The sequence below is a fragment of the Streptococcus sp. CP1998 genome (genome assembly GCF_041026655.1).
Lineage (GTDB): Bacteria > Bacillota > Bacilli > Lactobacillales > Streptococcaceae > Streptococcus > Streptococcus dentalis.
In genome coordinates this window covers 1,390,613-1,410,756 of the sequence record NZ_CP163380.1, presented here as the reverse complement: position 1 = coordinate 1,410,756, position 20,144 = coordinate 1,390,613, and the positions used below count along the sequence as shown (strand labels likewise).

17 protein-coding genes are annotated in these 20,144 nt (G+C 42.1%); 12 read left to right on the top strand and 5 right to left on the bottom strand.

The genetic code is table 11. From position 1 onward, the window contains the following. Positions 1–3: 3 nt before the first annotated feature. Genes AB4X21_RS07230 through AB4X21_RS07220 form a run of 3 tightly spaced genes read right to left on the bottom strand, consistent with a single transcriptional unit; the run spans position 4 to position 3,325 of the window. The gene (locus AB4X21_RS07230) at positions 4–1,215 is read right to left on the bottom strand and encodes an aminoacyltransferase (protein WP_369087735.1); all 1,212 of its coding nucleotides are present in this window, start codon (positions 1,213–1,215) and stop codon (positions 4–6) included. A gap of 3 nt (positions 1,216–1,218) precedes the next feature. Further along, the gene (yidA, locus tag AB4X21_RS07225) at positions 1,219–2,025 is read right to left on the bottom strand and encodes a sugar-phosphatase (RefSeq protein WP_003002671.1); all 807 of its coding nucleotides are present in this window, start codon (positions 2,023–2,025) and stop codon (positions 1,219–1,221) included. Next, complete coding sequence (locus AB4X21_RS07220) at positions 2,015–3,325, bottom strand: HD domain-containing protein (protein ID WP_003013512.1); 1,311 nt, start codon at positions 3,323–3,325, stop codon at positions 2,015–2,017. The genes yidA and AB4X21_RS07220 overlap by 11 nt, the downstream gene beginning before the upstream one ends. A gap of 115 nt (positions 3,326–3,440) precedes the next feature. Here AB4X21_RS07220 and AB4X21_RS07215 point away from each other — a divergent pair, with 115 nt between their 5' ends. The 3 genes from AB4X21_RS07215 (at position 3,441) to AB4X21_RS07205 (ending at position 7,511) form a co-directional block, all read left to right on the top strand. Then, the gene (locus AB4X21_RS07215) at positions 3,441–3,824 is read left to right on the top strand and encodes a DUF1934 domain-containing protein (RefSeq protein WP_320910547.1); all 384 of its coding nucleotides are present in this window, start codon (positions 3,441–3,443) and stop codon (positions 3,822–3,824) included. Positions 3,825–4,036: 212 nt separating this feature from the next. After that, positions 4,037–6,721: a cation-translocating P-type ATPase gene (locus tag AB4X21_RS07210; protein ID WP_369087734.1), complete on the top strand. Its 2,685-nt coding sequence runs from the start codon at positions 4,037–4,039 to the stop codon at positions 6,719–6,721. 121 nt (positions 6,722–6,842) lie between these two features. Then, a complete protein-coding gene (locus tag AB4X21_RS07205; protein ID WP_003013516.1) occupies positions 6,843–7,511 on the top strand; it encodes an MIP/aquaporin family protein in 669 nt (222 codons plus the stop codon). A gap of 29 nt (positions 7,512–7,540) precedes the next feature. Here the strand turns inward: AB4X21_RS07205 and AB4X21_RS07200 are convergent, their stop codons facing one another. Then, entirely contained in the window at positions 7,541–8,398 is an 858-nt protein-coding gene (locus AB4X21_RS07200; RefSeq protein WP_155126254.1) for a metallophosphoesterase, read from the bottom strand. A gap of 174 nt (positions 8,399–8,572) precedes the next feature. Between AB4X21_RS07200 and prfB the strand changes: the two genes are divergently transcribed. The 3 genes from prfB to ftsX all read left to right on the top strand — a co-directional run bounded on the left by prfB (position 8,573) and on the right by ftsX (position 11,324). Next, positions 8,573–9,668 (top strand): peptide chain release factor 2 gene (gene prfB, locus AB4X21_RS07195; RefSeq protein WP_100209015.1). Its coding sequence is split into 2 segments (ribosomal slippage): positions 8,573–8,644 and positions 8,646–9,668, totalling 1,095 coding nucleotides; the frame shifts between segments, so codons are not numbered across the junction. A gap of 44 nt (positions 9,669–9,712) precedes the next feature. Beyond that, complete coding sequence (gene ftsE, locus AB4X21_RS07190) at positions 9,713–10,405, top strand: cell division ATP-binding protein FtsE (protein WP_003002791.1); 693 nt, start codon at positions 9,713–9,715, stop codon at positions 10,403–10,405. Next, positions 10,398–11,324 carry a permease-like cell division protein FtsX gene (gene ftsX / locus AB4X21_RS07185; protein ID WP_037606699.1) on the top strand — a complete coding sequence of 309 codons (927 nt, stop codon included), beginning with the start codon at positions 10,398–10,400 and terminating at the stop codon, positions 11,322–11,324. The genes ftsE and ftsX overlap by 8 nt, the downstream gene beginning before the upstream one ends. 69 nt (positions 11,325–11,393) lie before the next feature. On the opposite strand, the gene AB4X21_RS07180 is transcribed toward ftsX, so the two are convergent. Beyond that, entirely contained in the window at positions 11,394–12,035 is a 642-nt protein-coding gene (locus tag AB4X21_RS07180; protein WP_155126251.1) for an MBL fold metallo-hydrolase, read from the bottom strand. Positions 12,036–12,153: 118 nt separating this feature from the next. Here AB4X21_RS07180 and AB4X21_RS07175 point away from each other — a divergent pair, with 118 nt between their 5' ends. From AB4X21_RS07175 to gyrB, 6 genes are all read left to right on the top strand, one after another. Further along, a complete protein-coding gene (locus AB4X21_RS07175; RefSeq protein WP_369087733.1) occupies positions 12,154–14,607 on the top strand; it encodes a bifunctional DnaQ family exonuclease/ATP-dependent helicase in 2,454 nt (817 codons plus the stop codon). Positions 14,608–14,611: 4 nt separating this feature from the next. Further along, positions 14,612–15,592: a YeiH family protein gene (locus AB4X21_RS07170; protein WP_155126246.1), complete on the top strand. Its 981-nt coding sequence runs from the start codon at positions 14,612–14,614 to the stop codon at positions 15,590–15,592. A 33-nt stretch (positions 15,593–15,625) separates the two neighbouring features. Then, positions 15,626–16,852: an FtsW/RodA/SpoVE family cell cycle protein gene (locus AB4X21_RS07165; protein ID WP_369087732.1), complete on the top strand. Its 1,227-nt coding sequence runs from the start codon at positions 15,626–15,628 to the stop codon at positions 16,850–16,852. Positions 16,853–16,871: 19 nt separating this feature from the next. Next, entirely contained in the window at positions 16,872–17,423 is a 552-nt protein-coding gene (locus AB4X21_RS07160) for a DJ-1 family glyoxalase III (RefSeq protein WP_003002815.1), read from the top strand. A gap of 165 nt (positions 17,424–17,588) precedes the next feature. Then, entirely contained in the window at positions 17,589–18,152 is a 564-nt protein-coding gene (locus AB4X21_RS07155) for an HAD-IA family hydrolase (RefSeq protein ID WP_003002714.1), read from the top strand. A 12-nt stretch (positions 18,153–18,164) separates the two neighbouring features. Beyond that, complete coding sequence (gene gyrB, locus AB4X21_RS07150; RefSeq protein ID WP_369087731.1) at positions 18,165–20,114, top strand: DNA topoisomerase (ATP-hydrolyzing) subunit B; 1,950 nt, start codon at positions 18,165–18,167, stop codon at positions 20,112–20,114. Positions 20,115–20,144 lie beyond the last annotated feature (30 nt).

Here is a 20,144-nt window from a genome sequence, read left to right as displayed (position 1 = left end):
AACTTATTTACTCCTTAATTTTTTCCGGATCTTGTAGACTTTGTTTACAAGTGGATAGAGTGGACTGGTTGGAAGGTTGAATTCCCCAACAAATTCTTCAATGACAGGATTAAATTTAGATTTGAAATGATAGAGACCACCATCGAGTGAATTTTCAATGCCCCCCATATTTTGCCAAGAAGCACCATGATCAAAAGCGTGTTGGGCAGTTTCATACCAGGTGAGGATGGCAGGTTGGTAACGGCGGAATTCTTCATCCATCCCTGCATAAACATTTTCAGACGTCCCACCGAATTCAAGGGTTAAGGTACCAGATAAAGGAACAATCTGTCTACCTGCTTGGAGATGCTGTTCAAGAAATTGCAGTTCTTCCTCTATGCGCTCTTTTTCTTTTTGGTTGTTCTCAACCTTGCCAGGCTTTGTTTTTTCTGTGAATTTTTCAGCTTCAGCCTTGTTTTTTTCAAGATCTTTTGTAAGGGAGATTTTCCGCTCTGCGAGATCAAGCGTAGACAAGGTAATGTAGGATTGTCCTTGGTAGGTTGTGAGTAGTTTTTCGTAGTAGTCTTTTCCACGTAAATGAATGCTTTTACGTGCCTCGGTCTTTTTCATGAGAGAAGCAAAGTCCCCTAACAATTCAGTCCCGCCAAATTGGACCTGGATCCCTTTGTTCCGAGCAGTTCGGATGGCTTGTCGAGTAGATTTTGAAAGATCTTGCTCGGTAAAAAACTCTTTGTGGATATTCGCTTGAAAGCGTGGTTGGATATTTTCTGCCATATCACTGGTTTGGCCAGTCCATTCAATTCCTTCTTTTGTTAAGGTATCGATTACCGCTTGCACAGCAGGAGCTTCCGTCTTTTCTTGTCCAATCAAGTGTTTACTCAAGAAAAGACTTGGATCAAATTTCACAAACAAGGCCTTGTATTGTTTGGCTATCTTTTTAAGGGACTGGATCACATATGAAACTAGCTCTTTGTTTTGGTAATCCATGATTGGGCCTCGAGGAATGTAGAGCATGGAAAAGCCAAGTGGCAGGGGTTGAATCAAGATGCTTGCAACAGCGACTAATTGGTCTTCTTGATAAAAACCAACCCGTTCATTTCCCCAATTATCTTTAATTTTTGCCCATGAACTGCTTTGTAAGAGATTGGTTTGGTCACTCTGAATAACAAAGTCATCATGCTCACTAGCAGAAATTCCTAGCTGGTAATGGTACATTTCTTATAATACCCACTTTCTAATGGCGTATGCAACGCCAGATTCATCATTTGATTTGGTGATAGTTGTAGCAATTTTTTTAAGAGCTGGATTGCCATTTTCCATAACGACGGCATGTCCCACGACTTCTAGCATGGAACGGTCATTTTCCTCATCTCCGATGGCCATGGTTTCTTCTTGCTGGATTCCAAGTCGTTCAGCTAAATGAAGAACAGCTGCTCCCTTATTGGTTGTTTTCCTTAGAATTTCTAAATAAAAAGGGGCTGATTTGACCATCGTGAAACGGTCCTTGAATTCTTTAGGAATTTTTGCAATCGCAGCATCCAGAATGTCTGGTTCATCGATATACATGGCCTTGACAAATTCTTTCTCACGAACTTCCTCAGGCGTCCTGTAATAAAGGGGCATATTGACCAGTTGGGATTCACGAATGGTGTAGCGTCCGATATCTCGATTGCTGGTATAGATGCCGTCTTTAGTAATAGCATGAGAGTGGATTTGGAGTTTGTTAGCAAGAGACTCGATATCGAGATAGTCCTCATAATCTAAAAGGTCTTTAATGAGTTCTTTTCCTGTAGCGGTTTCTTGCACCAGACCGCCATTAAAGGTAATGACATAGTCTCCAGGATCCATCAAATGGAGTTCTTTTAAAAGTTTTGAGACCCCTGCGATAGGACGACCGGTTGTGATCACGATTTTAACGCCTGCAGCTTTAGCGTCTTGAATGGCTTCAAATACGGAAGGTGTGATCTCTTTTTTTGAATTGAGAAGTGTACCATCGATATCGATCGCAACTAATTTAATGGACATCCGTCTCTCCTGTAAAATAATCATTGTTGATATAGGAAGTGAATTCCTCTACTTGCTTACTGAAAAGTCCATTAACCTCCAGCATTTCTTTTGGGAAATAGAAGCGGTTGTCCCCATAGCGAGTTCCTGCAAGAGCAGCGACGAGTGGAGACAACTGAGACAATTCAGCGAGACTCCCATCTTTTCGGATCATCTCGATCTGAGTCCGCGGTTTTTCAAGCTCTGGTCGATAAATATCGTAGGGCAGGTCAAAATTTTGATGAATAGCTGTGTAGTAGGTTGGATTAAACCCAACCTCTTTAATCAGTTTTTCAAGGATTACTAAGTCTTTTCGCTTATCTTCTGTAAATAGAATCGATTTGAAGACTTTCCGATTAATATAGCGCTGAGCAAGATCAGACAAGATGGTATCTGGACTATCCATCCAGACTTGGAAATAGGTATTCATCACACCGTCATCTAGATTTAGGTAGTCTTGGATGGTGACCTCTTCTTCAAAAAATGGAATCAAGCGAGGTGAAGTCAGTTGAAAATACTCTTTCTGATCGGGATAAATGGTTCTAGCTCGTTTGAGTAGATTTTGAAGGAGGACTTCCATGGCACGAGTAGCCGGGTGGAAGTAGACCTGCATATACATTTGGTAACGACTGACCACGTAATCTTCGACAGCGTGCATGCCATTTTGTTGGAAGGCAATGCCATTTTCAATTGGTCGAATGACACGCAAAATACGGGTCAAGTCAAATTTTCCATAGGAAGCACCCGTAAAGTAGGCATCCCGCAGTAAATAATCCATTCGGTCCACATCAATTTGACTAGAAATCAATTGTACCACTTGTTTATTGGGATAGGTATGATCAATGACGCTGGCTACACGATTTGGGAAATCAGGTGCTACCTGTAAGAGGATTTGATTGACCTCCGTCTCTGGGCTGGTGATGATCAGCTGGGTCATTTTTTCATGATCGGTCCCAAAGAGTCCTTCGAAGGTATGGGAATAGGCACCATGTCCAATGTCATGAAGAAGAGCGGCTGTCATGGTCAGTAAGTTTTCATCAGAATTCCATTGCTCTGCATACTTTTCCTCAAAAATGGACAGGATGCGTCTTGAAATTTCATAGGCGCCAAGACAGTGAGAAAAACGACTATGCTCCCCACCGTGGAAGGTAAAACCAGATGTCCCCAGTTGTTTGATGCGGCGTAGTCGTTGAAATTCTTTACTATTAATTAATTGATAAATGATGGGATGATCCACATGAACGTAATCATGTACGGGATCGCGAAAGACTTTTTCATTCATGGGTCTATTATAGCAAAAAAAAGCCTATTTTGCGATCTAGAGGCTAATAGGGGCAGTCAAAATGCGTAAAATTTGATAGAATAGTAAGGCAAGAAAAGAAGAGAAGGAGACAAAGATGCAGATTCGCATTCAAAATACCATTCGATTTGGAGAAGAAATGGAAATCGTTGATCAGTACTATCAAGGTGAATGGAAGGAAAAAGCAGGTTTTCAATATCTCTTGTATACCAATGAAGAAGATGAAAAGGTTGCTTTGAAATTTTCCAACGATGAATTGATCATGACACGATTCTCAAGTCCTAAATCCATCATGCGTTTCTACAAAAATGAAGATGGTGGGGCAATCATTCCCACTCCGATGGGCATTCAGCAGTTTTTGATTACAACAGATCTCTTTCAATTAGAAGCAGGTCATTTGCAAGTCTCTTATCGTTTGTTAACTCTCGATGGAGAACAGGAATTTGCCAATTATCAATTACTGGTGGAATGGGAAGAATAGACCTCATTAAATTATTCGAGATCCCGCTTGCTTTATTCTATAAAAATGGTATAATAAAAGCACTCAAGGGAGTAGCTGGCGGTTTTCCGCGATAGTGTCGTCATTACGAAATTATTTCCGGCACTATATTAAACGGCGAGACTTGTTTTTTCAAACAGGTCTCTTTTTTGTGCAAAAGAGACCTAGTAGAAAGCTATAAGGAGGAAATTATTTTGTCAAAAGAACAAAATAAAGCTTTGTTTTATACACAGAGTAAAGAAGAAGTTCTAAAGGAATTGGACTCTTCAATTGAAGGCTTGTCAACTGCTCAAGCTCAAGAACGTTTGGCGACTTATGGTCATAATGAACTGGACGAAGGTGAAAAACGTAGCCTCTTGTCTAAGTTTATCGATCAGTTTAAAGATTTGATGATCATCATCTTGCTGATCGCCGCAGCTCTCTCTGTGATTACAGAAGGAATGGACGGCCTTACAGATGCCATGATCATCTTAGCCGTTGTTGTTTTGAACGCAGCCTTTGGTGTCTACCAAGAAGGACAAGCAGAAGCAGCTATCGAAGCACTGAAAAACATGTCTAGTCCATTAGCGCGTGTACGCCGTGATGGTCACGTGATTGAAATTGATTCCAAAGAATTGGTACCTGGAGACATCGTCTTGCTAGAAGCTGGAGATGTGGTTCCTGCTGATATGCGCTTGTTGGAAGCGACTTCTCTTAAGATCGAAGAAGCGGCTCTTACAGGGGAGTCTGTGCCAGTAGAAAAAGATGTGACAGGACTTGTTGAAGCAGATGCTGGTATCGGGGATCGTGTTAACATGGGTTACCAAAACTCAAACGTAACATACGGTCGTGGTATTGGTGTCGTGACAAACACTGGTATGTACACAGAAGTTGGTAAGATTGCAGATATGTTGGCTAATGCTGACGAGACAGAGACACCATTGAAGCAAAGCTTGGAACAATTATCTAAGGCCTTGACTTACTTGATTGTTGTGATTGCCGTTATTACTTTCTTGGTTGGTGTATTCGTTCGTGGTGAACATCCATTGGAAGGCTTGATGGTAGCTGTTGCCCTTGCGGTTGCGGCGATTCCAGAAGGACTTCCTGCCATTGTAACCATCGTTCTCTCTTTGGGAACTACAACCCTTGCCAAACGCAATTCGATTGTTCGTAAATTGCCAGCCGTTGAAACACTTGGTTCAACAGAAATCATTGCATCTGATAAAACAGGTACTTTGACTATGAACCAAATGACAGTTGAAAAAGTCTATACCAACGGTCAATTACAAAGTGCAGCAACCGAAATTGGAGCTAACAACAATACGCTTCGTATCATGAACTTTGCCAATGACACTAAAGTGGACCCATCTGGTAAATTGATTGGGGATCCAACGGAAACAGCCCTTGTTCAGTTTGGTTTGGACCACAACTTTGACGTTCGTGAAGTCTTGAAGGATGAGCCACGTGTGGCTGAATTGCCGTTTGACTCAGACCGTAAGCTTATGTCAACCATTCATAAGGAAGCTGACGGTTCTTACTTTATCGCTGTTAAGGGGGCCCCTGACCAATTGCTCAAACGTGTGACGCGTATTGAAGTTAATGGGGAAGTTCGTCCTATCACGGATGAAGATAAGAAAGCTATCCTTGCTACCAACAAAGACTTGGCTAAACAAGCCCTTCGTGTCTTGATGATGGCTTATAAGACAAGCAACGAAATTCCAACCTTGGAATCTGAAATTGTTGAGTCTGACCTGATCTTCTCTGGTTTGGTCGGCATGATTGACCCTGAGCGTCCAGAAGCAGCAGAAGCGGTCCGTGTCGCTAAGGAAGCGGGTATCCGTCCTATCATGATCACGGGTGACCACCAAGATACAGCAGAAGCCATTGCTAAACGTCTTGGAATCATCGATCCAAATGATACAGAAGACCACGTCTTTACAGGAGCTGAGTTGAACGAACTCTCTGATGAAGAATTCCAAAAAGTCTTCAAGCAATACTCTGTCTATGCGCGTGTATCACCTGAACACAAGGTTCGAATCGTGAAAGCTTGGCAAAATGAAGGAAAAGTTGTTGCCATGACAGGGGATGGAGTCAACGATGCACCATCACTTAAGACAGCTGACATCGGTATCGGTATGGGGATTACAGGTACAGAAGTTTCTAAGGGAGCTTCAGACATGGTCCTTGCCGATGATAACTTCGCCACTATTATCGTAGCGGTAGAAGAAGGACGTAAGGTCTTCTCCAATATCCAAAAATCTATTCAGTATCTCTTGTCCGCCAATATGGCTGAAGTCTTCACCATCTTCTTTTCAACGCTCTTTGGATGGGATGTGCTTCAACCAGTACATCTTCTCTGGATCAACTTGGTGACAGATACGCTACCAGCCATCGCTCTTGGTGTGGAACCAGCTGAGCCAGGTGTCATGACCCACAAACCTCGTGGACGTAAATCTAACTTCTTTGACGGTGGGGTCTTTGGAGCCGTTCTTTATCAAGGTGTCTTCCAAACCATGCTGGTTCTTGGTGTTTATGGCTGGGCTTTGCTCTCTCCAGAACATGCGACTCGTGCAGAAATCCATGCAGACGCTTTGACCATGGCCTTTGCAACTCTTGGTTTGATCCAATTGCTCCATGCCTTTAACGTCAAATCGGTTTACCAATCCATCTTTAAAGTGGGACTCTTTAAGAACAAGACCTTTAACTGGTCGATTCCAGTTGCCTTTGTTCTCTTGATGGCAACCATCATTGTCCCTGGATTTAACAAACTCTTCCATGTGTCTCATTTAAGTTTGACACAATGGTTAGCTGTTATGATTGGCTCGCTCTTGATTGTTGTTCTCGTTGAGATTGTTAAAGCCGTTCAACGTGCACTTGGAAAAGATAAAAACGCTATTTAAACATAAAAGAAGTCATCTCCGGATGGCTTTTTTGCGGGCAAAATAGACTGGGCATATTTCTTGAGGTACGTGTGGATTTTTGATAAACTAGACAACAGTTTGAAGAAAGGAAACTTATATTATGAAAAAGTTTTTTGCTGAAGTAATCGGCACATTTATGCTTGTCTTTATCGGGACTGGCGCAGTTGTTTTTGGAAATGGGACAGAAGGTCTTGGACATTTAGGAATTGCCTTGGCATTCGGTTTATCCATTGTTGCAGCAGCTTACTCAATTGGGACTGTTTCGGGTGCCCACTTGAACCCGGCTGTTTCGATTGCCATGTTTGTGAACAAACGCTTGTCTTCAAAGGACTTGATTAATTATATTGCAGCGCAAGTAGTGGGTGCGGTTCTCGCATCTGCAACAGTACTCTTCCTCTTGTCAAATTCAGGTATGTCAACAGCTAGTCTTGGTGAAAACGCCCTAGCGAAGGGTGTGACTCCATTTGGCGGATTCTTGTTTGAAGTAATTGCTTCCTTTATCTTTATTTTGGTCATCATGACAGTGACATCAGCTTCTAAAGGAAATGGCAAGATCGCGGGTCTTGTGATCGGTTTGAGCTTGACCTTGATTATTCTTGTTGGTTTGAACATTACAGGACTTTCTGTTAACCCAGCTCGTAGCTTGGCACCTGCCCTCTTTGTTGGTGGCGCAGCCCTTCAACAAATTTGGATCTTTATCTTGGCTCCAATTGTCGGTGGTGTTCTGGCTGCAATCGTTGCAAAAAATCTCTTGGGTACAGAAGAGTAAAAAAATTGGTCCCAGAGGGACCAATTTTTTTATAGTTCAAGGATCGTCATGGCTTGAGAAAATTCATGAGCGAGCTGTTTTTTCTTGTATGCTTTAAATTCGGGGAGGTCTTTGATTCTGCGATAGCGTTTGTAGGGATCGTATCGTTTTGGAAAATCATATTCAGGAAAAGCTTCGAAAAATTGTTTGCAGAGCTCCCATTCTCGGACATAGCCTAAAGGTCTGGCATGATAGGTGATGGTGTCAATCGTTGTTGCTGGCATTCGGTGGTGGCTATGACCAAAAATCACTTCTCTGACAGGATATTGTCTAAAAAGCTCATGAAAGGCTTGACTCCCTAGAAAAGCATTAAAGCGTTCAAAATAAGGGTGGCGCAGGAGAAACTGACGATGAGGCACAAAGTGCATGGCAATGATCAAGGGTTGATCTACACGCATGAGCTCTTGTTCCAGCTCTTGTAAAAGATTTTTGGTAATGGCTGGATCAGCTCCCATTCGTTGGAGGCGTCTGTCAAACCAAAATAGATTCTTGGTTTGGAGATGTTTTTGGGGAGAGATAGTAGGAACAAAGCTGTAGTCATACCAGCCCGAAAAAGCAAGAAGCGTATGATTGGAGAAGGGAATTTTTTGAAATTCAAAAGGTCTTATGTCTTCTTCTGATAGGCCCAGCATATCATGATTTCCCAAGCTAAAGGTCACTGGAAGGCGACATTGAAGTTGGTCTAAAAATTCCTGTGACGTCTTTTCAAAGCCGTTGGCAATATCTCCTGCAATATGGAGATGTTGAATGTTTTGTTGCTGGAAAAGGGTGATCAGAGTCTCTAATTCTTCTTTTCCAAAGTTGTTCGAATCAATATGTAAATCGGACATAAAAGCTACTGTTGTCATGCTACCAGTCTAGCATAAGAGCATCTTTTTTTCTAACAATTAGGTTACAAATGAATGGAAAAATGTTGAAAATTAGCTAGATTGCTAATGGTTAACCAGCTGATCCAATATTGGAAGGTGGGCAAATAGTGAAGGTTATGATATAATAGACTAGATACATAGAAAGAGGTACTTATGGACATTTCAGAAATTCGTCAAAAAATTGACGCAAATCGTGAAAAATTAGCTTCTTTCAGGGGGTCTCTTTGACTTAGAGGCATTGGAAGAAGAAATTGCCATTTTAGAGAATAAAATGACAGAACCTGATTTTTGGGATGATAACATTGCTGCGCAAAAGACATCTCAAGAATTAAATGAACTCAAGCAGACCTATGAAAATTTCCATCAAATGGTGGATCTATTTGATGAGTCAGAAATCTTACTGGATTTTTTGGCAGAAGACGATTCGGTCAAAGAAGAATTGATCGAGAAGTTGGAGGAGCTGGATAAACGTATGACCAGCTATGAGATGACCTTGCTATTGTCTGAACCCTATGACAATAATAATGCCATCTTAGAAATCCACCCAGGTTCTGGAGGAACAGAAGCTCAGGACTGGGGGGACATGCTTCTTCGGATGTATACACGTTTTGGAAATGCCCACGGCTTTAAAGTTGAAGTCTTGGACTATCAGGCTGGGGATGAGGCTGGAATCAAGTCTGTGACCCTATCCTTTGAAGGGCCACATGCATACGGTCTTCTGAAATCTGAAATGGGGGTACACCGTTTGGTTCGAATCTCTCCATTTGACTCTGCTAAACGACGTCATACCTCCTTTACATCTGTTGAGGTCATGCCCGAATTAGACGATACCATCGAAGTCGAAGTTCGTGATGATGATATCAAGATGGATACCTTCCGCTCTGGTGGAGCTGGTGGACAAAACGTCAACAAGGTTTCTACAGGGGTGCGCTTGACCCACATTCCGACAGGGATTGTAGTGGCATCCACCGTGGATCGGACCCAATACGGGAACCGTGATCGGGCTATGAAGATGTTGCAAGCTAAACTCTACCAATTGGAGCAAGAGAAAAAAGCAGCAGAAGTGGATTCTCTAAAAGGGGATAAAAAAGAAATCACCTGGGGAAGTCAAATCCGCTCTTATGTCTTTACCCCATATACCATGGTGAAGGATCACCGGACCAACTACGAAGTAGCGCAGGTAGATAAGGTGATGGATGGAGATATCGATGGCTTTATCGATGCCTATCTCAAATGGCGTCTCCAATAACCTAAAGGGAATCAAACAGAAAAGAATGAAAGGAATTTCATTACATGTCAATGATTGAAATGAAAGATGTTGTCAAAAAGTATGACAACGGGACTACGGCCCTTCGCGGGGTCTCTGTCCAAATTGAACCAGGAGAATTTGCCTATATCGTAGGACCTTCTGGTGCAGGGAAGTCGACCTTTATTCGACTTTTATACCGTGAAGTCAAACACGATAAAGGAAGCTTAAAAGTAGCTGGTTTTAATTTGGATAAAATCAAAAAACGCGATATCCCAATGTTGCGACGCAATGTAGGAGTGGTCTTCCAAGATTATAAATTGCTTCCAAAGAAAACCGTTTATGAAAATATCGCCTACGCAATGCAAGTTATCGGTGAACGCCGTCGCAATATTAAAAAACGTGTAATGGAAGTTTTGGATCTTGTTGGTTTGAAACACAAGGTCCGCTCATTCCCGAATGAATTGTCCGGTGGGGAGCAACAACGGATTGCGATTGCTCGCGCGATCGTCAACAATCCGAAAGTCTTGATTGCGGATGAACCAACTGGTAACTTGGACCCAGATAATTCATGGGAAATCATGAATCTTTTGGAGCGGATTAATCTCCAAGGGACTACAGTATTGATGGCGACCCACAATAGCCAGATTGTAAATACTTTACGTCACCGTGTCATCGCGATTGAAAATGGTCGTGTAGTGCGTGATGAAGCGGAAGGAGAGTACGGATACGATGATTAGAAGATTTTTCCGACACTTAATCGAATCGCTTAAAAGCTTGAAACGAAATGGTTGGATGACGATTGCAGCGGTCAGCTCGGTTATGATTACTCTTAGCTTGGTTGCTATTTTCGCCTCTGTGATTGCCAATACCATCAAGCTTTCAGATGATATTCAAAATAGTGTGCGTGTTGTGGTATACATGCGTAAAGATATTCAAGATCAGAGCGAGCAGATTGAAAAAGAAGGTCAAACTGTGACCAATGAAAACTACCATAAGGTCTACGATGCTCTAACAGCCATGAAACATGTTGACAAGGTTGATTTTTCTAGCAAGGAAGAACAGTATGATAAACTGATCAAAACGGCTGGGAACAACTGGAAGATTTTTGATGGAGATGCCAATCCTCTCTACGATGCCTATTATGTAGAGACGACAGCTCCAAAATATGTAAAGCAAGTCTCAGCAGATGCCAAAAAAATTGAAGGGGTCTCTGAAGTTAAAGATGGTGGGGTGGATACCCAACGCTTGTTCGCACTTGGAACTTTCATTCGAAACTGGGGATTGATTGGTGTAGCTTTATTGATCTTCATTGCAGTCTTCTTGATTTCTAATACCATTCGGATTACCATCATTTCACGTAGTCGTGAGATTAAGATTATGCGACTGGTAGGAGCAAAAAATGGCTATATTCGTGCACCATTCCTTTTTGAAGGTGCTTGGATTGGTCTCTTGGGAGCCATGATTCCTTCAGCTTTGGTCTTCTATGTTTATAATGTTGTCTATACATCAATGAACAATAATTTGGCAGATCAAAATCTGTATCTCTATAGTCCACATGTTTTGGTACCGATCATGGTGGGTGGCCTCTTTGGATTAGGAATTTTGATCGGGGCGATTGGTTCTTCAATCTCCATGAGACGATTTCTTAAGATATAATAAAAAAGCAAGGTCACACTTGCTTTTTTTGTCTACTATACGAGGACAGGAAGGAGGATACAGGACTCTTTAGGATTGTCTAAAGAAGGGATTGAACATTTTCTCGTGACCAATAGAAGTTTCAGGGCCATGACCGGGATAGACGGTGTAGGAAGATGGAAGGGTAAAGAGTTCTTCTCTGATACTGCTAAGCAACTGTGTCGCGTTCCCTGTCGGAAGATCGGTCCGTCCAATGGTTTCGCGAAAAAGGGCATCACCAGATAGAACCAGGTGATCCTCAGGAAAGACGATGGAAACCCCTCCTGCAGAGTGGCCTGGGGTCTCCAGAACATAAAAGTGGAAATCGGCTATTTGGTAATCGGAGAGAATTTCATAAAGGAAGTCGGCCTCCTTACATACAACATCTTCTAAATCCACATGACGATCCAAACCAGATAAATTATCGACAGGAGAAGACAACCAACTGGCTTCTGCCGAATGGACATAGACTGGTGGGAAATGATATGTCTGACGAACCTTTTCAAGACTCATAATGTGATCGTAATGCGTATGGGTTAAAAGAATCGCTACGATTGGTTTTCCGATGCGATCTATTTGTTTTTGAATAGTCGCCCAGTCGCTACCAGGATCGACAAGAATGAGGGAGTGGTCATTTTCAAGGTAGTAGGTGTTTTCATAAGCAACAGGATTAACAGTTCGATAGATTTTCATTGGGACTCCTTTCTAGAATAGTGTATCAAATTACGAGGAAAATAACAGGATTGAAGTCGGCTCGAAAGGAGAAAAAAATCTGCAGAGCTTGCTCAAACGTGATATAATTTTAAGTACTATGACAAGACAGAAACGGAAATACGCCATTGTGGATCTGGAAGCGACCAGTGCTGGAAGCAATGCCAAGATCATTCAGGTTGGAATTGTCATCGTTGAAGATGGCGTGATCACACAATCCTATGAGACGGATGTGAATCCTCATGAACGATTGGATGAGCACATCAAACAATTGACCGGCCTGACAGATGCTCGCTTGCGAAAAGCACCAGAGTTTGCACAAGTGGCAAAAGAAATTTTTGAATTAATAGAAGATGCCGTCTTTGTGGCCCATAATGTCAAATTTGATGCCAATTTATTGGCAGAAGCCCTCTTTTGGGAAGGATTTGAGCTAACGACTCCTCGGATTGATACGGTTGAATTGTCTCAAATTTTCTATCCGACTTTAGAACGCTACAATTTAGGAGCGCTTGCAGCTGAACTGGAAATTGAGTTGCACCACGCTCACTCTGCTCTAGCAGATGCTATGGCAACAGCCCAGCTACTGTTGAAGGTAAGAGAAAAAATTGCGAGCTTACCAAGAGGGTTGATTGAGAACCTTCTTTCGATGGCGGATTGTTTGATTTATGAATCACGGCTCTTAATAGAAGATGCGCTTGAAGACAGTAGCCTCTTTTTGCCATCTCATTTAGTAGAAATTCATGGACTTTATTTGCGTAAGCAACAGCAGTTTTTAGAAAGTCGTCATTTGTCTGAACAGTTTGAACTCAATATGCAGCTGTTGGGAATGGAGGCTTATCCGGAGCAAAGTGAATTTGCGGCTTATATAGAGGAAAGTTTGCATCAGCCTCTCCCAAGTTTTATAGAGGCTCCAACAGGAATTGGGAAGACCTATGCCTATCTATTAACGCTTTTGGCTAAAACCTCCAAGCGCATTCTTGTCAGTGTTCCGACTAAAATTCTTCAAGATCAAATTATGAAGAAGGAAGGAAAGACTATCCAAGAACTTTTCCAAATTCCCTTTCATAGTCTGAAAAGTCCCAAGGATTACATCCAACTTGATAAATTTTATGAGACCTTACAGACTGATTCAGATAATAGGATGATCCGACGCTTTAAAATGCAACTGTTGGTTTGGCTGACCATGACAGAAACGGGAGAATTCAGTGAAATTGGCCAACTCTATCGTCACGCCCATTTTGTAGCTGACATTTGCCACGATGGCCAATTGTCGAAACGTTCACTTTTTTATCAGGAAGATTTTTGGCGTCTTGGTCAGGAAAAAGTGAAAACCAGTCGGGTGATTCTGACCAATCATGCCTATCTGTTAACTCGTCTAGAAGATGATAAAAGTCTACTTCAAGAATCTGTTCTGGTCGTGGATGAAGCGCAAAAACTCTTCTTTGCTTTAGAACAGTTTTCACAGAGAGAAGAAACCTTGCAATCTCTTCTTCTAAGTTTGCAACACGCCATCGAAGAGGAGAAAGATCTTCTGCAGCGACGGTTGCTGGAGAGTATTCAATTTGAGCTAAATGCTTGCTCTAAGGAAGTTGTGCAAGGAAAAATAGCGATCTTATCAGATCAAACGGTGGTAAAAATACGACAGGATGTCTCAGAATTAAAAAACGAATCTTTAGCGAATCTAAAGGAGTTGTTTGATGAGCGATACCAAACTTTTTGGATAGACAAAGAAGTGGTCGAAAGCCACCAGATTCTTCGTCTCCATGGAGGAGTCGAGGACTTACTATCCTTTAAGGAGTTTGTGCCTGAGGAAGTGACCGTGCTCTTTGTATCAGCAACGATCGCGATCAGCAAAAAGGTGCATTTGCCTGCTCTTTTAGGATACCAAGAACAGCAAATCTATCGGGTGCCAATAACAATCAAACAACATCAGGAATTGCTGGTGCCGATTGATTTTCCAGATGTCGTTTCTTTATCTTCCGTGGAGTATGCAGGAGAGATTTGTCGGCTCGTCAATGAACTTTTTCCTCTAAGAAAACCAATTTTTCTTTTGTTTACCTCAAAAGAATTGTTACTGGAGACGTCAAACACCTTGAAGTTTCCTCACTTGGCTCAGTATCGAAACGGTGATGCAGCCAATATTAAGCGTCGATTTGACCGAGGGGAAAGCTCCATTTTATTGGGGACGGGAAGCTTCTGGGAGGGAGTCGATTTTTCCCATCAAAGAGAAGTGATTCAAATCATCACGCGCCTTCCTTTTGATAACCCTAAAGATTATATGGTCCAAAAGCTGAATACAAAACTCAGAGAACAAGGGAAAAATCCCTTTTATGACTATAGTCTTCCGGTTGCGATTTTAAGGTTAAAACAGGCTATTGGAAGAACCAGCCGTTTCCAAGACCAAGAATCGTTGGTCCTCTTATTGGATCAGCGGGTGGTAACCAAACGATATGGGAAACAAATTTTAGATGGCTTGCAACAAGTGTTGCCCCTTCACACGACAGTGAGAGAGCGGCTTGTTGAGCAAGCAGCTGACTTTTTTGAAAGAAATTGAAAGAATGAAAAATAAAGGATTTGGACTTGCGATTGCGTTTGTACTGGCTCTCTGTGCCATGTTTTTGGGAAATTTCTTTCCCATCATTGGCTCAAGTGTCTTTGCTTTGATATTAGGAATTGTCCTCAATGAGTTGGTAGATTTGCCAGAGGATTCACGACCAGGATTGAACTGGTCCGGTAAGAAACTATTGCAGTATTCCATTGTTTTCATGGGATTTAGCTTGCCGATTGCGACGGTTGCCTCTACAGGCTTGTCTTCTTTGAAGATTAGTCTGCCAACGATAACGGTCGCCTTTCTTGCAGCGATTATCTTTGGGAAAGCCTTTCATCTGAAATCTCATCTACGGACCTTAATTGGATTTGGAACGGCTATTTGTGGTGGATCTGCTATCGCGGCAGCAGCACCGATCATTGAAGCAGACGAAGAGGAAATTGCCTTATCTATGTCAACTATCTTCTTCTTCAACATTTTGGCTGTCTTTATCTTTCCAGTATTAGGCCATTTATGGCATATGTCTAATTTTCAATTTGGCCTCTGGTCAGGAACAGCCATTAACGATACGTCATCAGTTGTAGCAGCAGCGTTTTCTTATAGTAAGGCGGCGGGTGAAATGGCGACCATTGTTAAGTTAACACGCGCCCTGATGATTGTACCAGTTTGTTTGGGCTTGATCGGTTTAAAATGGTATCGGAGTAAACAACAAGGAAGAAACAAAGGAATGTTAAAGAAAATTATTCCTTGGTTTATCATCTGGTTTATTGTTGCTTCTATTCTTTCTTCTATTGGCCTGGTACCTAAAGGGGTTCTACCTTACTTAAAGGACCTTTCTCGCCTCTTTATGGCTATGGCTTTGGTCGGAATCGGAAGCAAGGTTTCTTGGAAGCAGTTCCGTGCAGCAGGAGCTGCCCCCCTTCTAGTAGGGTTGATTGCTTGGTTTTGTGTTGCAGGATCTAGCTTGATTCTACAGATGTTGTTCTATTAATTGATTTTATGATTCTCACAGAAAGGAACGTGAATGAAGAAACATCATTTTTGGACGATCCACCTGGATTATTCGATCATTGGGATTGTCTTCACCCTTCTCATGATTGGGATCTTATCCGTTTATGTGGCGGTTTCTTATGATTATCCCCAAATGGTGTGGCCCTTTTGGGGCGAATTGGTCTGGATTGGTGTGGGATTTGTCATTTGCCTGATTGTGACGATTTTTAGCACGAAATTTCTTTGGAAAATTACTCCCTTTCTTTACCTACTAGGCTTAGCCTTGATGGTTCTTCCGCTTGTTTTTTATAATCCAAACTTGGTGGCTTCGACTGGAGCTAAAAACTGGGTGGCTTATGGGAACATCACCTTATTTCAGCCTTCAGAATTTATGAAGATTCCCTTCATCCTAATGCTGTCACGCTCTATTGTCCGATTTTTACAAAGAAATAAGGGGCGTGAGCGATTGTTACGACAAGATTGGTTTTTGATTTTAGAGTTGACCATCTATACGATTCCGGTCTTTGCCTTATTGGCTCTCCAGCAGGACTTGGGAACGGCCTTAGTATTTTTGGCCATCTTTGCGGGCTTAGTGCTCGTTTCAGGAGTTTCCTGGAAAATTATCTTGCCGGTCATCTTGCTTCTGGCAGGTGGGTTAGCAGGCTTTCTCTTCCTCTTTCTTTCAGAAGGGGGACGGGCTTTTCTGCACCAGCAAGTCGGGATGCCAACCTACCAAATGAACCGTATTTTAGCCTGGTTAAATCCTTTTGACTATGCACAAACCACCACCTACCAGCAGGCGCAAGGACAGCTAGCTATTGCTAGTGGTGGACTCTTTGGTCAAGGTTTTAATGTCTCCAATTTATTGGTTCCCGTACGGGAAAGCGATATGATTTTCACGGTCGTAGCAGAGGATTTTGGCTTTGTTGGAGCTCTGGTGCTGTTGATATTATATGCGACCCTGATTTACCGCATTTTAAAAATTACCCTCCAGTCCAATAACCAATTTTATACCTATATTTCCATCGGATTTATTATGATGCTGGTCTTTCATATTTTTGAAAATGTCGGAGCAGTAACGGGACTTCTCCCCTTGACGGGAATTCCCCTCCCCTTTATCTCACAAGGGGGGTCCTCTGTTATTAGTAATCTAATTGGTGTTGGTCTGGTCCTTTCAATATATAATCATAATAGCAAAAAGAAAGAGCCAGAAGAAGGGCCTCCAATCCGTAAAAAAGTAGTCCTTAAAAGGGCGCAATAGATAGAAAGAAGGAATGAAAATGAAAAAAGTAGCAACAGTTTTAGCAAACGGTTTTGAAGAAATTGAAGCCTTGACCATTGTCGATGTTTTGAGACGGGCTGGAATCGACTGTGACCTCATTGGCATGGAAGAAACGGTCACAGGTTCTCACCAGATCACAGTGGAAGTCGACCGCCTGTGGAATGGGGACCTGTCAGATTATGATGGAATCTTCTTGCCAGGTGGGATGCCAGGAGCTGCGAATTTGAGGGATAATCCGGAATTGATTGCAGCTCTCCAAGAAGAAAGTAAAAAAGGAAAAATCATCTCAGCGATTTGTGCAGCACCAATTGTCTTGGCGCGTGCTGGCCTCTTAAAAGATAAACACTATACGTGTTACGATGGTTTTGAAGAAGAGATTCAAGATGGGTACTATCAGAAAGAAACAGTGGTGAAAGACGGGAATCTCCTGACCAGTCGTGGTCCTTCAACTGCTCTTGCCTTAGCCTATGCCTTGGTAGACCAATTTGGAGGAGATGCCCAAAGTCTTCGTCAAGGAATGCTCTATCAAGATGTCTTTGGAGATGCCTAAAAAGGCTCTTTTGGACACCATTTTTTCTGTTGAAAGATCACATTCTATGATAGAAAATGCCTTCTATTTGATTTAAAATGAGATGACCGTAAAAAATGGCTAAAATCCCCCCTAAATGAGGGTTTTAGCTTATTTTTTTTGTCTATTTGTGGTATAATATTGACTATGAATTATCATGATTTTATATGGGATCTTGGTGGGACGCTATTGGATAATTACGAAACGTCCACAAATGCCTTTGTAGCGACATTGAAGGACTTTCACATCCAAGCCGATCATGATTCTGTTTATGCAGCATTAAAAATCTCAACACAGGATGCAATTCAAACCTTTGCACCTCATATTTCCAATTTTCGTACGGAATACAAGAAAAAAGAAGCCTTGGGCTTGCAAGAGCCGGTCTTATTTGAGGGAGCAAAAGAGTTACTAGAAGAGATACAAGCACATGGAGGACGTCATTTTTTGGTATCACATCGGGATCGCCAAGTTTTGACCCTTCTTGATCAGACAGGTATTGCTCCCTTCTTTACGGAGATTGTAACAGCAGACGAGGGCTTTCCTCGAAAACCAGACCCAGCCTCTATGCTTTATTTAAAGGAAAAATATGGCATTCAAGACGGTCTGGTCATCGGAGATCGTCCGATCGATATAGAAGCTGGGAAGGCTGCAGGGCTTTCGACCTATTTATTTGATTCTATGCCACACTTACGCCAGTTTATATTTGAATAGAAAAGGGAAATTATGACAGAGGATAAACAGCAAGAAAATCAAGCACAAGAATATGATGCCAGTCAGATTCAGGTCTTGGAAGGACTAGAAGCCGTTCGGATGCGTCCGGGAATGTATATTGGATCTACCTCAAAAGAAGGTCTTCATCATCTGGTCTGGGAAATCGTTGATAACTCGATTGACGAAGCCTTAGCTGGTTTTGCTAGCCATATTGAAGTTTTCATTGAAGCAGATAATTCTATCACGGTTGTCGATGATGGTCGTGGGATCCCAGTGGATATCCAAGAAAAGACGGGGCGACCTGCCGTTGAAACTGTCTTTACCGTGCTTCATGCAGGAGGAAAATTCGGCGGAGGCGGCTACAAGGTATCTGGTGGTCTTCACGGGGTAGGGTCATCCGTTGTGAATGCCCTTTCCACATCCCTCGATGTTCGCGTCTATAAAAATGGTAGTATCTATTACCAAGAGTATCGTCGTGGACACGTTGTGGATGATTTGAAAGTTATCGGTGAGACAGATCGGACAGGGACAACCGTCCACTTTATTCCGGATCCAGAAATCTTCACGGAAACAACCGAGTATGATTTTGAAAAATTAAATAAACGGATTCAAGAATTAGCCTTTTTGAATCGTGGTTTGCGTATTTCCTTGACAGATAAGCGGGAAGGTTTAGAGCAAGAAAAGCATTACCACTACGAAGGTGGGATCTCTAGTTACGTCGAATACATCAATGAGAACAAGGATGTCATCTTTGAAAAACCAATCTACACAGATGGTGAAATGGATGATATTACAGTTGAAGTAGCTATGCAATATACCACAGGCTACTATGAGACGGTCATGAGTTTTGCCAATAACATTCATACCCATGAAGGTGGGACGCATGAACAGGGCTTCCGTACAGCTCTCACTCGTGTCATTAATGATTATGCTAAGAAAAATAAGCTCTTAAAAGAAAACGAAGACAATCTAACCGGGGAAGATGTTCGAGAAGGCTTAACGGCAGTTATCTCAGTTAAGCATCCTAATCCACAGTTTGAAGGACAAACCAAGACCAAACTTGGAAATTCAGAAGTTGTTAAAATTACCAATCGACTCTTTAGTGAAGCCTTTTCTGACTTCCTTTTGGAAAATCCACAAATTGCTAAGAAAATCGTCGAAAAAGGGATTTTAGCGGCGAAGGCTCGGGTGGCTGCTAAGCGAGCTCGTGAAGTGACACGTAAGAAATCAGGACTTGAGATTTCCAACTTACCTGGTAAATTGGCAGACTGTTCTTCAAACAATCCACAAGAAACAGAACTCTTTATTGTCGAAGGGGATTCAGCAGGAGGATCTGCAAAATCCGGTCGAAATCGGGAATTCCAAGCGATTTTACCAATCCGTGGTAAAATCTTAAATGTTGAAAAAGCAAGTATGGACAAAATTCTAGCTAATGAAGAGATCCGTAGTTTATTTACTGCTATGGGAACTGGATTTGGTGCAGAATTTGATGTTACAAAAGCGCGTTATCAAAAATTAGTGATCATGACAGATGCTGATGTCGATGGTGCTCATATCCGAACCCTTCTGTTGACCTTGATCTATCGCTATATGAAACCAGTCTTGGAAGCGGGATATGTTTATATTGCGCAACCACCAATCTATGGGGTTAAAGTCGGTAGTGAGATCAAAGAATATATCCAACCTGGTGCCAACCAAGAAGCAGAATTAGTCATGGCTTTGGAACGTTATTCAGAAGGTCGCTCAAAGCCAACTATCCAACGCTATAAAGGTCTTGGAGAAATGGATGATCATCAATTATGGGAAACAACCATGAATCCAGAACACCGCTTGATGGCGCGAGTATCAGTAGACGATGCTGCGGAAGCGGATAAGATCTTTGATATGTTGATGGGGGACCGTGTGGAACCACGTCGTGAATTTATCGAAGAAAACGCTGAATATAGTACACTCGATGTATAAAATTCACCGAACGCTTCCCATTAATGGATA

What these genes read in the sequence shown, in the direction of transcription:
- AB4X21_RS07155 (WP_003002714.1), top strand. Translation starts at nt 17,589, where the DNA reads ATGAATTATCATGATTTTATATGGGATCTTGGTGGGACGCTATTGGAT.
- AB4X21_RS07175 (WP_369087733.1), top strand. Translation starts at nt 12,154, where the DNA reads ATGACAAGACAGAAACGGAAATACGCCATTGTGGATCTGGAAGCGACC.
- yidA (WP_003002671.1), bottom strand. Translation starts at nt 2,025, where the DNA reads ATGTCCATTAAATTAGTTGCGATCGATATCGATGGTACACTTCTCAAT.
- AB4X21_RS07220 (WP_003013512.1), bottom strand. Translation starts at nt 3,325, where the DNA reads ATGAATGAAAAAGTCTTTCGCGATCCCGTACATGATTACGTTCATGTG.
- AB4X21_RS07205 (WP_003013516.1), top strand. Translation starts at nt 6,843, where the DNA reads ATGAAAAAGTTTTTTGCTGAAGTAATCGGCACATTTATGCTTGTCTTT.
- AB4X21_RS07160 (WP_003002815.1), top strand. Translation starts at nt 16,872, where the DNA reads ATGAAAAAAGTAGCAACAGTTTTAGCAAACGGTTTTGAAGAAATTGAA.
- gyrB (WP_369087731.1), top strand. Translation starts at nt 18,165, where the DNA reads ATGACAGAGGATAAACAGCAAGAAAATCAAGCACAAGAATATGATGCC.
- ftsX (WP_037606699.1), top strand. Translation starts at nt 10,398, where the DNA reads ATGATTAGAAGATTTTTCCGACACTTAATCGAATCGCTTAAAAGCTTG.
- AB4X21_RS07165 (WP_369087732.1), top strand. Translation starts at nt 15,626, where the DNA reads ATGAAGAAACATCATTTTTGGACGATCCACCTGGATTATTCGATCATT.
- AB4X21_RS07230 (WP_369087735.1), bottom strand. Translation starts at nt 1,215, where the DNA reads ATGTACCATTACCAGCTAGGAATTTCTGCTAGTGAGCATGATGACTTT.
- AB4X21_RS07170 (WP_155126246.1), top strand. Translation starts at nt 14,612, where the DNA reads ATGAAAAATAAAGGATTTGGACTTGCGATTGCGTTTGTACTGGCTCTC.
- ftsE (WP_003002791.1), top strand. Translation starts at nt 9,713, where the DNA reads ATGTCAATGATTGAAATGAAAGATGTTGTCAAAAAGTATGACAACGGG.
- AB4X21_RS07215 (WP_320910547.1), top strand. Translation starts at nt 3,441, where the DNA reads ATGCAGATTCGCATTCAAAATACCATTCGATTTGGAGAAGAAATGGAA.
- AB4X21_RS07200 (WP_155126254.1), bottom strand. Translation starts at nt 8,398, where the DNA reads ATGACAACAGTAGCTTTTATGTCCGATTTACATATTGATTCGAACAAC.
- AB4X21_RS07180 (WP_155126251.1), bottom strand. Translation starts at nt 12,035, where the DNA reads ATGAAAATCTATCGAACTGTTAATCCTGTTGCTTATGAAAACACCTAC.